The following is a 13,253-nucleotide window of genomic DNA, read 5'->3' as shown; positions in this document are numbered from 1 at the left end:
TGGGTATTCTACCCAGTCGGCCCTCAGAATGAAGGAACCGCGCCGGGGGAGACTCGGGTATTCTATGAGAAGAGGCGTCCGTGCAATCGGCGCCGCGCCAGTTTGATATCTCAACGTTCGATAAGGAAACGCCGATGAATAGCCGTTACACACCGATCCTGGCCGCCGCGCTGCTGGCGTCCGCCGCCAGCGCCCCCCTGCGCGCACAAGATAACGATCAGCCGCCCGCGCCGCCCGCCGCGCCGACTCTCGCCCGCCCGGTCACGCCTCCCGCTACCGACAAGGCGCTCCTACGCTACAAGTTCGCTCCCGGGCAGGTGCTCCGATACAGCACCGTGGCCGATCTCGATATGAAGATCACCACGTCGCCGCAAAGCCCGGGGATCCCAATCAAGCAGCACATTGAAACCGTCTCCAGTCAGACCGTGCAGAGCGTGGATGCGGCGAAGGACGCCACGACGCTGGCGGTGAAGATCGAATCGATCGCCATGACGCTGAACGGTCAGTCCGTTCCCACGAGCGAGGCGATGAAGGCGCAGTTGGCGAATGTGACGACCCTGGTGCTGTCTTCGACGGGAAAAGTTCTTTCGGTCAAGATCGACGCCCCCACGAAAACTCCGGGCTTTGACATGAGCAAAGTCGGCGTCTACCAGCAGAACGGCGTATTCCCCACCGACTCCGTGAAGCCAGGCGACACCTGGAAAAGCCTGATCGACGTCAGCGCCGTCGGCGCGAAGGTCACATCCAATTTCAAGCTTTCGTCGCTGACGCCGTCCGACGGGGCCGTAATCGCGCAGATCGCACAAAGCGTCACGGGCGTCATCAGCTCCAGCGCCGCCACCGCTCTGCCCGCGGGCTTCAAGCTCGGCGGTGCGATCCATATGAACGGCGTCCTGCTGTTCGATGTGGACGCCGGCTCGATCAAATCGCAGACCTCCACCGGCCACTTCGACGCCACGGTGAACGCCCCGGCGCCGGCGGCCGCCAAACCAAGCGCCAAAACCGTCGCCAAACAAAAAAAGCCCGCCGCCACAGCCGGCGCCGCCAAAGTCCATATGGACATGACGACCACAACCACACGCGTAGATAGCGACGCGCCCGCCGCGCCGGCTCCAGCCGCGCAATAATAGGTAAGGCACGGCGCCCCTGGCCCCCACAGAGGCTCATTGAGGTAGATTTTCTGGATATTCGTCTCGCCGGCATGCCGACCGGTGAAAACGGCCGAACAGGAACCTACCCCAGTGAGCCGAGGGGGAGGGCCGCGACTTATTGCGCCGCAGCCTTCTTCTTCGCCGCAGGCTTGAGCAGCGCCAGGCCCTTTTGCGCCTGGATCTTCGATGCGGCGGCTTCCGTCTCCTTGGCGGTCTTGGGATCGAACTGGCACGGGAGAACGATCTCTTTCGCCTGGCTCGCGCTCGACCAGCTCAGCTTCATGGAGGAGGAGCCGACGCCGTTGGCGTAGTACGCGACCTTGATGTCGTACTTCTGGCCGGCCTTCAGATCGATCGTCCCGCTCTTCTCCGTCGCCGACTGATCCACCCAGTCGTCAACCAGTTGTTTTCCATCCACCCAGAGACGCGAGCCGTCATCGGATTCCGTGTAGAACGTGTAAGTCTCCGAATACACCGGCGTGATCTGTCCGGTCCAGACGATCATAAAATTGTACTCGGCGCCCGACTCGTCGCTTTGAAGACCGTTCGTCCATTCAAAGCTAATGTACGGATCGACTCGGTTGAACATCGCCTTGGGGGGCTTGCCATTGCCAGGGCGATGGAAGTAATGGCCCATCAATCCGGTGCCCAAACTATACGTCGAGACTTCCGGCGAAACGGCGTACGCCGATTGCCCCAGCGAATTCGTCGCCCTCACGCGGACATGATAGACTGTATCGGCTTTGAGGCCCGTGCAGGCGAAATCCGTCGTGTTGTCGGCGGTCCGGCCGGCGCTCGTGTAGTTCGTCCCGTCGGATGAAATCTCGACTTCAAAATTATCTTCGTTATCGGACTTGTCTGCCCAGGCCACATCCAGCCGGGTGGCGCTGATGGGCTTGGCGGTGACATTGGCCGGAGCCGTCGGTCCGGTCGACGCGGCGGGCGCGGGAACAGCGCCGGCGGCCGCGTTGGGAGAATCCACCGCCTGCGCGCACAGAGGCAGGCCCAGCATCCATAATCCGGCGGCGGCGCATGCCGGCATGCGCGAGGAAAGACGAACGACCATCACTCAGCACCTCCGTTATTTTTATATGACAAATATCGCATTCAGAACTACAAAATACCCTATACATAAATCAGCGCTTGCTTACTGTTATATCACATTTTTGGCCGCCGCGCCAGAAATCCGCAAAAATACGGGCCGAATGGATCGCCCAATTTTCCGTCAGATGTTGTAAACTATTCGGAAACTTGTTTGCACTTGCAGGAGAACATGATGACGGTTATCGAGACGCGCACCAGCGGCAACCCTCTCTTTCCCGGATGGTACGCCGACCCCGAAATCCACTGCTTCGGCGGTCGGTACTACCTCTATCCAACCACCTCCGATATTTACTCGAAACAGACATCCTATGAATGCTGGTCTTCGGACGATCTGACGGATTGGCGCAATGAAGGGGTGATCCTGGACTTCAAGGATGTTCCCTGGTCCACGAACTTCGCCGCCTGGGCGCCGTCGTGCGCCGAAAAGAACGGCAAGTATTACTTTTACTTTTCGGCGGGCGACGGCGCGGGGCTGGGCGTCGCCGTGTCCGATTCGCCGGCGGGGCCGTTCCACGACGCCATCGGCCGGCCGATCGTCGGACACTACCCGCACGGCGCGCAGCCGATCGACGCGCATTGCTTCAATGATGACGACGGCCAATCCTATCTCTACTTCGGCGGGCATAAGAAATGCGTCGTCGCCCGTCTCACCCCCACGATGTGCGCCTTCAATCAAGACTTCCAGGACATCACGCCCTCTCCCGGCTATGTCGAAGGGCCGTTCATGGTCAAGCGCCGGGGGCTTTACTATTTGATGTGGAGTGAAGGCGGCTGGACCGACCATACCTATATGGCGGCCTATGGCGTCTCAGACAACCCATTTGGCCCGTTCGAATACGGCGGCAAGATCCTGGAGAATAACCCCGAGATCGCCAGCGGCGCCGGCCACCACTCGGTGCTTCTGCTGCCCGGTGCGGAGGACGACTGGGTCATCTGCTACCACCGCCGCCCGCTCACGGAAACCGATGGCAACCACCGCGTGGTCTGCCTGGACAAACTGGAATTCCGCGCCGACGGGACCATCGCCCCGGTAACTTTGACCAACACCGGCGTCCCCGCGCACCCTGCCCGCTAACGCGCCTTTCCCAGCCGTTCTCCGAGAAATCTTTGGCCCAATGCGAAGCCGGACGCCGAAATCTCCGTTATATACTTAACACGGAAATCGGCCCGGCTTTCATTTTTTTATTTCTCGGAGAAATCATTGATGGAATTCACTTCCCTGCTGCAACTGATGATCGATCGGAGCGCCACGGACATGCACCTTGCCGCCGGCCTCCCGCCCGTCCTGCGCGTGGACGGCGCCCTTCTCCCTGCCGAAGAGGCGGCCTCGCCGCTTCCAGATCCCGAAACGTCTCCGCTGGCGGCCGTGCTTTTCCCTCGTGGGTCTGACACAGCGTATCCCCGCGTTCGAGCGCATTCGACGCGTTTACCAAATTTCGATCAGGGACAAATCCAGGCGCTGCTGGAGCCGCTGCTGTCATCCCAGCAGCAGAAATCGATCGCCGCCAATTACGCCGCCCGGATTCTTGTGGAGCACGACAAATCTTTCTTCCTCGTCACGGTCTTTGGCGGATCGCGGCAATGGACGGCGGCGGTGCGCCGGCTGATTTCAAAAGCGCCCACGCTGACGGATCTCCAGTTCCCCGCCACAACTTCATGGATGGTCCAGAAGCCGCAAGGGCTCATGCTGGTGACGGGAAGTCAAGCCAGGGACACGAAAACTACGGCGGCCGCGCTGCTGAATGGAATCAATATGTCGCGCACCCTTCGCGCTCTCACCATCGAGTCCGATCCGGGATATCTTCAGACAAGCAAGATGAGCATGGTGACGCAGATGTTTGTCGGTTTGGATATCGCGAGCGCCGCCGACGGCCTGCGCCTTGCCCGGGACTGCGACATGGAGCTCGTTTACATCGACGATCTTGCCGATGGAGACACTCTGCGCTGCGCATTGGATCTCATGAACGCCGGCTGCGCCGTAATCGCCGCCGGGCCGGCCAAAGATACCTCCACGGCGATCAATCGCCTGATCGACCGATCCGCCGACGCGGCGGCGAGCGTGCGAAGCTGCTTGTCGGAGCATCTCTGCGCCGCCATCGCGCAGCATCGCATTCCGAACACAAAAGGCGGCGGCAGCCACATCGCTTACGAGATCCTTCTGGGAACGCCGTCCGTGAAAAAGCTCATCGCGGCGGGAGAGCGCGATTTCCGCCCCGCGATGCGCGCCGGCCAGGACGCACACATGATTACGATGGCGGACGCCGTGCGGCAGTACTACGAGCGAGGATTTATCACGAAAGAAACGATGATGGAGTGCATCGCCGAGTTCCAGGCGGATGTGGCTGATGATTGTTAAACGCGCGACTCTTGATCCCACAAGCTGCCACTTGTGGGACAGGATCATGCTCGCCTGCTATTGTCCCTTGTACAATTCGAATCACCATTTCATGTTTTGTACAACGATCAGCAGAGACAGGGTGTTTTACGTTCAAAATATCACGAAATTTCGTACATTCGAGAGTAAACACTATACCAGAACTGTACAAAACAGACCAAAGCTTAATCTAAACTTAACAAAACTTAGGATCCAGAGCTGTCCAAGAGTGCTATAATACGTTGCATCCCGCAATCAATTGCACAAGAATGATCTTGCAGCAGGCGGCGCTAGAGATTTGATTTTCAAAGGAGCACGATCGATGTCACTTAGCAGGAAGCACGGAATAAGCGGCTTTACACTCATTGAATTACTCGTTGTCATCGCCATTATAGCGATTCTCGCAGCAATACTCTTTCCCGTTTTCGCCCAGGCTCGCGAGAAAGCGCGTCAGATCGCGTGTCTGTCGAACCTGCGCCAAATCGGGATCGGTCTCAATATGTACGTGCAGGACAATGACGAGCGATATCCCGGCGCCCTCGAAACGGCGCCGACGATTAACGGCGGAACCGACGCCCGCGAGCCGCTCGACCGGCAGCTGGATTCTTATATCAAGAACGACCGCCTCTGGTCCTGTCCCAGCGACCATCAGCAGCGCGTGTCTGCCGCCGCAGGCAACGGCCTGTCGTTCTGGGACGAAAACTACCGGGCGCAAGCCATCCCGCGTTCGTACACATATATCGCTCAGATCACCACGGACCAGGCCAACGGCACGGACGCCAATACGGGTCTGAGCACTTACAACGGCGTGAATGGCTCAGCCCCCAGAACAGGCGTCGCCATCGCCGCCGTCGATCAGCCGTCCAACACGATCGCCCTTGCCGAAATCTGGCCCGCCGTGAACTACGCCGCCACCGACTCCTCTTATGTCGGCAGCCCCAGCGGCTCGATCTTCGCCAACTGCGACCTGTGGAAACTGGCGGGACGCACGCCGAACGCGGCGCCCGGCACGGCCATGAGCCTGCCCAATGCGTGCAGCGGCCTCAACAATCGGCAGCCGACCGCCGGCCACGTCAGCGGAACCGGCTCCAACTACGTGATGGCCGACGGCTCCGCGAAGTTCCGCCGCTGGACCGAAGTGCGCGCGAACGACTTCTACATGTTCAAGCTCCAGAAGCCGGACACGGTCGTCAGCCCGTAGCTTCCTATTTCACGCACGGGCCGGAGGCGTCCCCTCCGGCCCGCGCCATTCCCGGCTTGAAACTTTCCCGCAAATCGGACAAAATCACACCATAATGGCAAGAAAATATTCCCTGGCGTTTCTGGGCGCGGCGCTGCTGCTGGGCCTCCCCGGCCTGGATCCTATCGCGCGCGCTCAGACCGCGTCCGCTCATCCGCAGCCCAATTCCCCTCAGGACCCGACACTCTATGTGATCGGGTATTCGCATTTGGACACCGAGTGGCGCTGGAGCTATCCGCAGGTGATCCGCGAATACCTGCCTAATACCCTCCGCCAGAACTTCGATCTGTTCGAAAAGTATCCGGATTATATTTTCAACTGGACGGGCTCCAATCGATATCGCTTGATGCAGGAGTATTACCCGGACGATTTCGCCCGGCTCAAAAAGTACGTCGCCGCCGGACGCTGGTTCCCCGCCGGATCGAATGTGGAGGAGTGCGACCTGGATATTCCGTCGGAGGAATCGCTCGTCCGGCAGGTGCTCTACGGCAATCAGTATTTTCGCCGCGAACTCGGCGTCGCCAGCAATGAGTTTATGGACCCGGACGCCTTTGGCTATCCCGGTTCGCTCCCTACCATTCTCGCTCACTGCGGCCTCAAGGGCTTTTCGACACAGAAGCTGTTTCTGGGATCCGTCGTCGGCATCCCATTCAACGTCGGCGTGTGGGAGGGTCTGGACGGCCAATCAGTAACGGCGGCGCTGAACCCTGGACGCTACGGCAGCGCGATCGACAAAGATTTGAGCCACGATCCCGTCTGGATCGACCGGCTGCAAGCCGATGTCAAACAATCGGGCGTCCCGCTCGACCTGCGTTATTACGGCGCGGGAGATCAGGGCGGATCTCCCGCAGAAGACTCGGTGCGCTGGATGGAAAAGAGCGTCCAGGGCGGCGGACCAGCGCATGTCGTCTCGGCGCCGCTGTCCGCGCTGTTCGACGCCGTCACGCCGGAGCAAAGATCGCGCCTGCCGCATCTCAAGGGCGATATGCTGCTGACGAACCATTCGGCCGGCTCCATCAGTTCTCAGGCGTATATGAAGCGCTGGAACCGAAAGAACGAAATTCTGGCCGACGCCGCCGAGCGCGCATCGGTCGCCGCCGACTGGCTCGGCGCCGCCCCCTATGACAAGGCGCGTTTGACCGACGCCTGGCTGCGCTTCCTGCCCGGACAGTTCCACGATCTCATGGCCGGCACGGCGCTTCCTCAAAGCTTCTCCTATGCCTGGAACGATCAGAGCATCGCGATGAACGAGTTCGCCGGCGTCCTGCGGCAAAGCGCCGGCGGCGTCGCCCGCGCGCTCGACACCCGCGCGCAGGGCGTTCCCGTCGTCGTGTACAATCCGCTGTCCATCGCCCGCCAGGACATCGTTTCGGCGAGCATCGCGTTCCCAGGAAAAGCGCCGGCCGCCATTCGTGTCGTCGGCCCCAACGGACGCGAAGTTCCGTCGCAGATCACCGGACGAAAAGACAACGCGCTCCAGGTGTTGTTCGCCGCGAATGTCCCATCGGTCGGCTTCGCCACGTACGATGTCCAGGGCGCTAAGAGCTCCGGCGCGGCGACCTCGCCGCTGCGCGTCACGAGCCGCAGCCTGGAGAACGAGCGTTACCGGGTGCGGCTCAACGCCGCCGGCGATATCTCGAGCGTCTACGACAAGGCGGCGAAACGCGAGATGCTCTCCGCGCCCGCGCGCCTCGCCTTCCAGCATGAGAATCCCGCACGCTATCCCGCCTGGAATATGGACTGGGAAGACCAGCAAAAGCCGCCCCGCGCCTATGTCGACGGCCCCGCAACCGTGCGTATCGCGGAAAACGGCCCCGCCCGCGTCGCGCTTCAGATCGAGCGGCGGGCGCAGGGGTCGCGTTTCGTCCAGACGATTCGTCTCAGCGCCGGCGAGGCGGGAAACCGCGTGGAGATTGCCAGTCTGATCGACTGGAAGACGCCGGAGTCGGCGCTAAAGGCGGTCTTCCCACTGTCGGTTTCTAACCCCGACGCGACCTATAACTGGGGACCGGGGACGATCCAGCGCGGCAATAACAATCCCGCCCAGTTTGAAGTCCCGGCGCACCAGTGGTTCGATTTGACCGACGCAAGCCAGCCCTACGGCGTCTCGGTGCTCACTCAGGATAAGTACGGTTCGGACAAGCCCGACAACAATACGCTTCGTCTGACCCTGCTCTACACGCCGGGGACGAATGGCGGCTATCAAGACCAGGGCAGCCAGGACTGGGGGCGCCACGAGATTTTGTATGCGCTGCAAGGCCACGCCGGCGACTGGCGACAGGGTCAGACGCCCTGGGAAGCCGCCCGGCTCAATCAGCCTTTGATCGCCTTTCAGGCTCCCGCGCACCAAGGGACGCTCGGCAAGTCATTTACACTGCTGCAAACCAGCACGCCGCAGGTTTCCGTGGACGCAATCAAACAGGCCGAGGACGGCCGCGAGGTCATCGTCCGCGTCGACGAGCTTACCGGCAAGCCCGCGAACGGCGTGCGCCTCTCGATGGCTGCGCGGGTTCTTTCCGCGCGGGAAGTGAACGGGCAGGAGCAGGCGATGGGCGCGGCGGACGTAAAAAACGGCCAGCTCGTCTTTGACATGAAGCCCTACCGTCCGCGCGCCTTCGCTTTGACACTGGCCGCCGCGAAGAACTCCCTGCCGCCCCCGGCGAGCACGCCGATCCTCCTGCCCTATAACGTCCGCGTACTCAGCTCCGGTCCGGGCGCGACGAACGGCGATTTCGACGGCCGGGGCGGCGCCATTCCCTCAGAGCTGCTGCCCGCGCAGGTCCGCAGCAGCGGCGTTGTTTTCCAGATGGCGCCCGCCGCTGCGGCCAGCAACGCCGTCGCCTGCAAAGGCCAGACATTGCCGCTGGCCGCCGGCAAAGCCAGGCGCGTTTATCTGCTCGCGGCCTCTTCCGACGGCGATGTCGCCGCGACGTTCCACGTGGACGACAAGCCCGTCACGCGCCAGATCCAGAGCTGGGACGGTTTTGTCGGGCAGTGGGACACGCGCCTCTGGGGCGGCGTGGTTCCAGAGTACGCCTTCGACTGGCATAACCCGCTGATCGGCCTGGCGCCTGGCTATCTCAAGACGGCCAATATCGCCTGGTACGCCGACCACAAGCGGCTCGCCGACGGCCAGAACGCCCCTTACCAGTTTTGCTACCTCTATCAATACGCCCTCGACATTCCCGACGTCGCGAAGGCTCTGCGCCTGCCCCGCGACTCCCGCATTCACATTCTGGCCGCCACGCTCGCGCAGAACCCGAACGACGACACCGTTCCGGCCCAGCCCCTGATGGATACGCTCGACCGGAGCGGCGGCGCCGCGCCGCAAATTACGCCGCCGGGCGGCGTGTTCGATGACTCCACCTCCGTCACGATCCAGCCGCCGCTTTACTCAGGCGGCGCCATGCACTATACGCTGGACGGCTCGTCGCCCGGCCCGAACTCTCCCGCTTACGACGCTCCCATCCTGCTGACAAAGCCCGCCACCGTTCAAGCCATCCTCGTCGAAAACGGCAAAGCCGCCGGTCCGATCAGCCGCGCCAAGCTCACCGTAAATGACACCACGCCGCCTGCGATCCTGTCGGCCACAACCGCCGCGACCACGCCGACCGTCGCGCTCAAATTCTCGGAGCCGCTGGAACGCGCTTCGGCGGAGGTCACGGCCGCCTACCAGTTACAGCCGCCCGTCCCGGTCACGGCCGCCGCGCTGAGCGCCGACGGCTGCGCCGTCACGCTCACCCTGTCCGCCCCGGCGTTGGGAGAGACTCCACGCATCGTCGTGTCCGGCGTCCGCGACATCGCCGGCAATACGGTCAAGGCGGGAACCGGGATAGCCCTTGACGTCGCCCGGCCCGTTCTTCAGATTGCGCCGCCCCGCGCATTCAACGGAGCCGACACGGCCCTCACCGATATCCCCAACCTTCCCAGCAAAGGCGGAGATCCTTGGACGATCAGCACGTTCGTCTTTATGACCGAACAGCCAAATAAGCTCACCCTGATCGGCGGCTTCGGAGACACCAAGGACACCCATGGGCAGCAGCGTTACCTGGGGTGCTTCAACGGCGACGGCGTCCACTTCTGGGGCAGCGGAGTCGACGTCCCCACGCATACTCCCTACGACCTCGGCCAGTGGCAGATGATCACCGTCACCTACGACGGCGACACCATTCGCATCTACAAAAACGCCAAAGAGATCGCCGCCGCACCGGCCGCCCTCGCCGACGCCGTCCCGGTCGTCCACCTCGCCCCCAGCGGCCCCTGGACCGACGCCGGACGCTTCCAAGGACAGCTCCAGGACTTCACGATCTGGAACAAAGCGCTCTCCCGCGCCTCCGTACAGGCATTGATGCCGGCAATGCCGCGTTCGTAACGGAGCGCCCTGAAAAACGAGAAGGGGGCGCACGCGCTGAATAAGCCGCGTGCGCCCCTGCGAGTTTCCCAAAACACGATGCGTTACGTCGGCGGGGAAACCTTCAGCGTATAGTCCAGCGAGTAGGACGTCTGGCCGAGATCGACCATCGTACCAAACAGCGTATTCTGTGTGGCGTTGATCCACACCGTTCCAACGACCTCGTATTCGCCCGCCGACAGCGTGTCGTGGAATCCGCCCGTCGAACCGGCGAAGATCGATTCATTGCTCGCCAGATCGATCAGCCGGACAGCCTGCCCCGGCGTTCCGGAAACGGTCAGCTGAACGTCGGTATCGGTGTCCAGCGTAAAAACGAACGAATCGGAGGCGCGCGCCGAAACGTTCACGGCCTGGTATCCGGTCGGCGGCGTGGTCAGCGTCGTCGCTGCATTGACCTGGACGTGCAGGACGGCCAGTGTGTCCGTATCCGAGAACGTATTGGAGGAAATACCGGATCCAGAGTAGACCGGGGCAAAGAATGTCCCCGTCGAAAGCTGCGTTCCCGTCGATCCATTGAGCGGAGCGACCCCGCTGGCGCTCGTCGCCTGATCGCTCCGCTCGACATATGCCCAATGATATCCCGTTCGCGGGCTTCCGGCCCGCACGCGGCGATAATCGCCGGAAAACGTGCTGCTCGACGCGGAGGCGTCGTGTGAATACGAAGCCAAGATAGGAGCAGCATCTGTCTGCCGAGAGCCGGCGGCGCCTAGCGCCATCACGCTCAGTCCCAAACCGATGACGAACTTAGTCATACCCCCTCCTTCTAGTCATCATCTTCCGCCATTCACTTGCTGGCGACGCGAACAACGTGCGGATTCAGTATAAGGGATAAGCCCTAAGGCGTCAATAAGAGTGTTCTAATAAACCGTCGTCGCCATTTATTGCGCAATCGTGAATGGCGACGACGGTAAATCTTCCTACGGCTTCATCATTTCATCGAACAGAGGCTGCATGGCGTCGGCCCAGATTTGATAACCGATGTGCTCCGGGTGCAGGGCGTCCGCCATCATTTCCTTCGTGATCCCTCCATTGGCGTCCAGGAACTTGTCGCCGATATCGAGAAACCGAGTCTTGCCGCCGTCATCGAGCTTCGCCAGCTCCGCGTTGATCCCTTTGATCTTGGCGCGCACGGGATCGTCCGCCTTGGCGCCGCGCGGGAAGACGCCCAGCAGCAGCACTTTGGTCTCGGGAAGGCGGCGATGGATTTCGGAGACGATCTTCGTATCGCCCCGTATAATCTCGTCCGCCGGCTCGCTCATGTTGTTCGTGCCGATCATCAGCACCACGACTTTGGGATGGACGCCATCGAGCTCCCCGTTCTCGAAGCGCCAGAGAACGTGCTCGGTGCGGTCGCCCTCAACGCCAAAATCGGCGGGATCGTACTGTCCATAATACTTATCCCAGATGTCCCTGGAATTCAGCCAGCGGTGAGTGATCGAATCCCCAATAAACAGAACCCCAATCGGCCCTTCCTTGCCGCGCTTGAGAAACGATTCGTGCGCCTCCAGAAACGAGGGATCAACCTGCCCGTCGCGGTTCAGCTTGGGCGCGGGTTCGTCCGACGCCTCCGGGCCGATATGCGGGACCGGCGGCGCATCCCCCGGCGCATAAACGGCCACCTCGGTCGTGAAGACGTAAACCGCCGGGTAGTCGACCGACTCGGAGTAGCGATCGACATAAGTCAGGCGCACATACCGAGCCGTCTCCGGCGCAAATGAGAAGAGATGGTATTCGGCCTTTTTCTGGGAAAAGACGTAACTGCCGACCTTGGTAAATTGCGCGTCGTCCGTGCTCAGAGACAGCTCCACCGTTTTGGTCGAGCCAAAGGACGGCGCCCCGATCGCCACATATCCGAGCAATGCCGGCGCTTCCAGATCGACCGTGGCCGTCTTCGGAAACGTCTCCGAGCCGCCGGCCGCGAAAGTCTTCCCGGCGTCGGTCTCCCACGATCCATCGGTCAGTCCCTGATTCCAGCCCGAACCATTCGGGTCGCTGGAGACAAACGTCTTGTGGAGCGCCAGATCCAGTGGCGCCGCGAACGCCCCGGACGCCGGCGCCAGCAGCGCCAGCGCCCCGCCGGCAAGTAAAATCCCGTTCTTCATATCGCTCCCTTAATAAGCTGAGTAGGTGACGGCGTAATTTGCGTTGTCCGTGCCGGCGGCGGAGGCGGCGGAGCCGTCGTCGCCGAAGCCTTGATCGCTTGTGGAGCTGGGGGCGTTGAAGCCGGAGGAGACGCTGCCGCCCTTGAGCCACTTCACATGACCGTCGCACATCAGGAAGTTCGAGCCGTCCGTATGCCGCCCAAGCGTAGCCGAGTCGATATAGGAGTTGGCGCTTCGCGCCCGGCCGCCCAGCGTTCCGGTCACATAGAGGATATTGCTTCCGTTGGCGTTGCCCTGCGCGTTCCAGACACCGTTCAGGCTCGCCGTATAGAATTCATTGATGTTCGAATAGGTGGTTCCCGGGATCGGGAAGACGGCGGCCCAGCAGTTGCGCACTTCGTTGAGCATGACCGTTTTCGAGGGCGAGTTCAGTTGCGCGATATGTCCCGTTGGGCCGGGATAGGCGCTTCCATTGGCGAATGTCAAGCTTCGGTTGAAGCCATAGCTGACATATGTGGACGAGCCGGGGCCAATCGGGGCGGTCGCATCGTCGGGGCACTGGTAAACCGCCGCGCTCTTGAGATAGGTGTGGATGCGGCCGCCCCAGCCGATGCCGTCATACCCCGTGAAGAATGGCTGTCCCAGAGGAAACATCTCGTCGTTATCCTGGGTGTATTGCAGCATGGCGATGCTGAGCTGCTTCAGGTTGGACGCGCAGGAAATCTGGCGCGCTTTTTCGCGGGCTTTGGCGAAAACAGGGAATAAGATGGCGGCAAGGATCGCGATAATTGCGATGACAACGAGCAATTCAATCAGCGTGAAGCCGAATCGGCTTCGTTTTACGGCAATAAACATAACAGTCTCCTTGAGT

At 61.5% G+C, this 13,253-nt stretch carries 9 protein-coding genes; 5 read left to right on the top strand and 4 right to left on the bottom strand.

The features are described from left to right. Nucleotides 1–134: 134 nt before the first annotated feature. A complete protein-coding gene (locus D5261_RS15360) occupies nt 135–1,127 on the top strand; it encodes a hypothetical protein (RefSeq protein ID WP_125205869.1) in 993 nt (330 codons plus the stop codon). 139 nt (nt 1,128–1,266) lie between these two features. Here the strand turns inward: D5261_RS15360 and D5261_RS15355 are convergent, their stop codons facing one another. Continuing rightward, nucleotides 1,267–2,217: a PA14 domain-containing protein gene (locus tag D5261_RS15355; protein ID WP_119320447.1), complete on the bottom strand. Its 951-nt coding sequence runs from the start codon at nt 2,215–2,217 to the stop codon at nt 1,267–1,269. 207 nt (nt 2,218–2,424) lie between these two features. On the opposite strand from D5261_RS15355, the gene D5261_RS15350 reads away from it, so the two are divergent. From D5261_RS15350 to D5261_RS15335, 4 genes are all read left to right on the top strand, one after another. After that, nucleotides 2,425–3,330 carry a glycoside hydrolase family 43 protein gene (locus tag D5261_RS15350; RefSeq protein WP_218025535.1) on the top strand — a complete coding sequence of 302 codons (906 nt, stop codon included), beginning with the start codon at nt 2,425–2,427 and terminating at the stop codon, nt 3,328–3,330. A 129-nt stretch (nt 3,331–3,459) separates the two neighbouring features. Beyond that, nucleotides 3,460–4,611 carry a hypothetical protein gene (locus D5261_RS15345; protein ID WP_119320449.1) on the top strand — a complete coding sequence of 384 codons (1,152 nt, stop codon included), beginning with the start codon at nt 3,460–3,462 and terminating at the stop codon, nt 4,609–4,611. 340 nt (nt 4,612–4,951) lie between these two features. Further along, the gene (locus D5261_RS15340; RefSeq protein ID WP_119320450.1) at nt 4,952–5,830 is read left to right on the top strand and encodes a DUF1559 family PulG-like putative transporter; all 879 of its coding nucleotides are present in this window, start codon (nt 4,952–4,954) and stop codon (nt 5,828–5,830) included. A gap of 94 nt (nt 5,831–5,924) precedes the next feature. Then, nucleotides 5,925–10,241, top strand: a complete 4,317-nt coding sequence (locus D5261_RS15335; protein ID WP_119320451.1) for a beta-sandwich domain-containing protein — start codon at nt 5,925–5,927, stop codon at nt 10,239–10,241. 83 nt (nt 10,242–10,324) lie between these two features. Here D5261_RS15335 and D5261_RS15330 read toward each other — a convergent pair whose 3' ends face one another. From D5261_RS15330 to D5261_RS15320, 3 genes are all read right to left on the bottom strand, one after another. After that, nucleotides 10,325–11,032, bottom strand: a complete 708-nt coding sequence (locus D5261_RS15330) for a hypothetical protein (protein ID WP_119320452.1) — start codon at nt 11,030–11,032, stop codon at nt 10,325–10,327. A 165-nt stretch (nt 11,033–11,197) separates the two neighbouring features. Beyond that, the gene (locus D5261_RS15325; protein WP_119320453.1) at nt 11,198–12,382 is read right to left on the bottom strand and encodes a GDSL-type esterase/lipase family protein; all 1,185 of its coding nucleotides are present in this window, start codon (nt 12,380–12,382) and stop codon (nt 11,198–11,200) included. A 9-nt stretch (nt 12,383–12,391) separates the two neighbouring features. Then, nucleotides 12,392–13,237: a DUF1559 family PulG-like putative transporter gene (locus tag D5261_RS15320; protein ID WP_119320454.1), complete on the bottom strand. Its 846-nt coding sequence runs from the start codon at nt 13,235–13,237 to the stop codon at nt 12,392–12,394. Nucleotides 13,238–13,253: the final 16 nt, after the last annotated feature.

The sequence above is a fragment of the Capsulimonas corticalis genome (genome assembly GCF_003574315.2).
Taxonomy (GTDB): domain Bacteria; phylum Armatimonadota; class Armatimonadia; order Armatimonadales; family Capsulimonadaceae; genus Capsulimonas; species Capsulimonas corticalis.
This window is presented reverse-complemented; position numbering and strand designations above follow the sequence as displayed.

Excerpts from the sequence above, each read along its gene's own strand:
- D5261_RS15330 (WP_119320452.1), bottom strand. The coding sequence starts at position 11,032 with ATGACTAAGTTCGTCATCGGTTTGGGACTGAGCGTGATGGCGCTAGGC.
- D5261_RS15345 (WP_119320449.1), top strand. The coding sequence starts at position 3,460 with ATGGAATTCACTTCCCTGCTGCAACTGATGATCGATCGGAGCGCCACG.
- D5261_RS15360 (WP_125205869.1), top strand. The coding sequence starts at position 135 with ATGAATAGCCGTTACACACCGATCCTGGCCGCCGCGCTGCTGGCGTCC.
- D5261_RS15325 (WP_119320453.1), bottom strand. The coding sequence starts at position 12,382 with ATGAAGAACGGGATTTTACTTGCCGGCGGGGCGCTGGCGCTGCTGGCG.
- D5261_RS15340 (WP_119320450.1), top strand. The coding sequence starts at position 4,952 with ATGTCACTTAGCAGGAAGCACGGAATAAGCGGCTTTACACTCATTGAA.
- D5261_RS15355 (WP_119320447.1), bottom strand. The coding sequence starts at position 2,217 with ATGGTCGTTCGTCTTTCCTCGCGCATGCCGGCATGCGCCGCCGCCGGA.
- D5261_RS15350 (WP_218025535.1), top strand. The coding sequence starts at position 2,425 with ATGATGACGGTTATCGAGACGCGCACCAGCGGCAACCCTCTCTTTCCC.
- D5261_RS15335 (WP_119320451.1), top strand. The coding sequence starts at position 5,925 with ATGGCAAGAAAATATTCCCTGGCGTTTCTGGGCGCGGCGCTGCTGCTG.
- D5261_RS15320 (WP_119320454.1), bottom strand. The coding sequence starts at position 13,237 with ATGTTTATTGCCGTAAAACGAAGCCGATTCGGCTTCACGCTGATTGAA.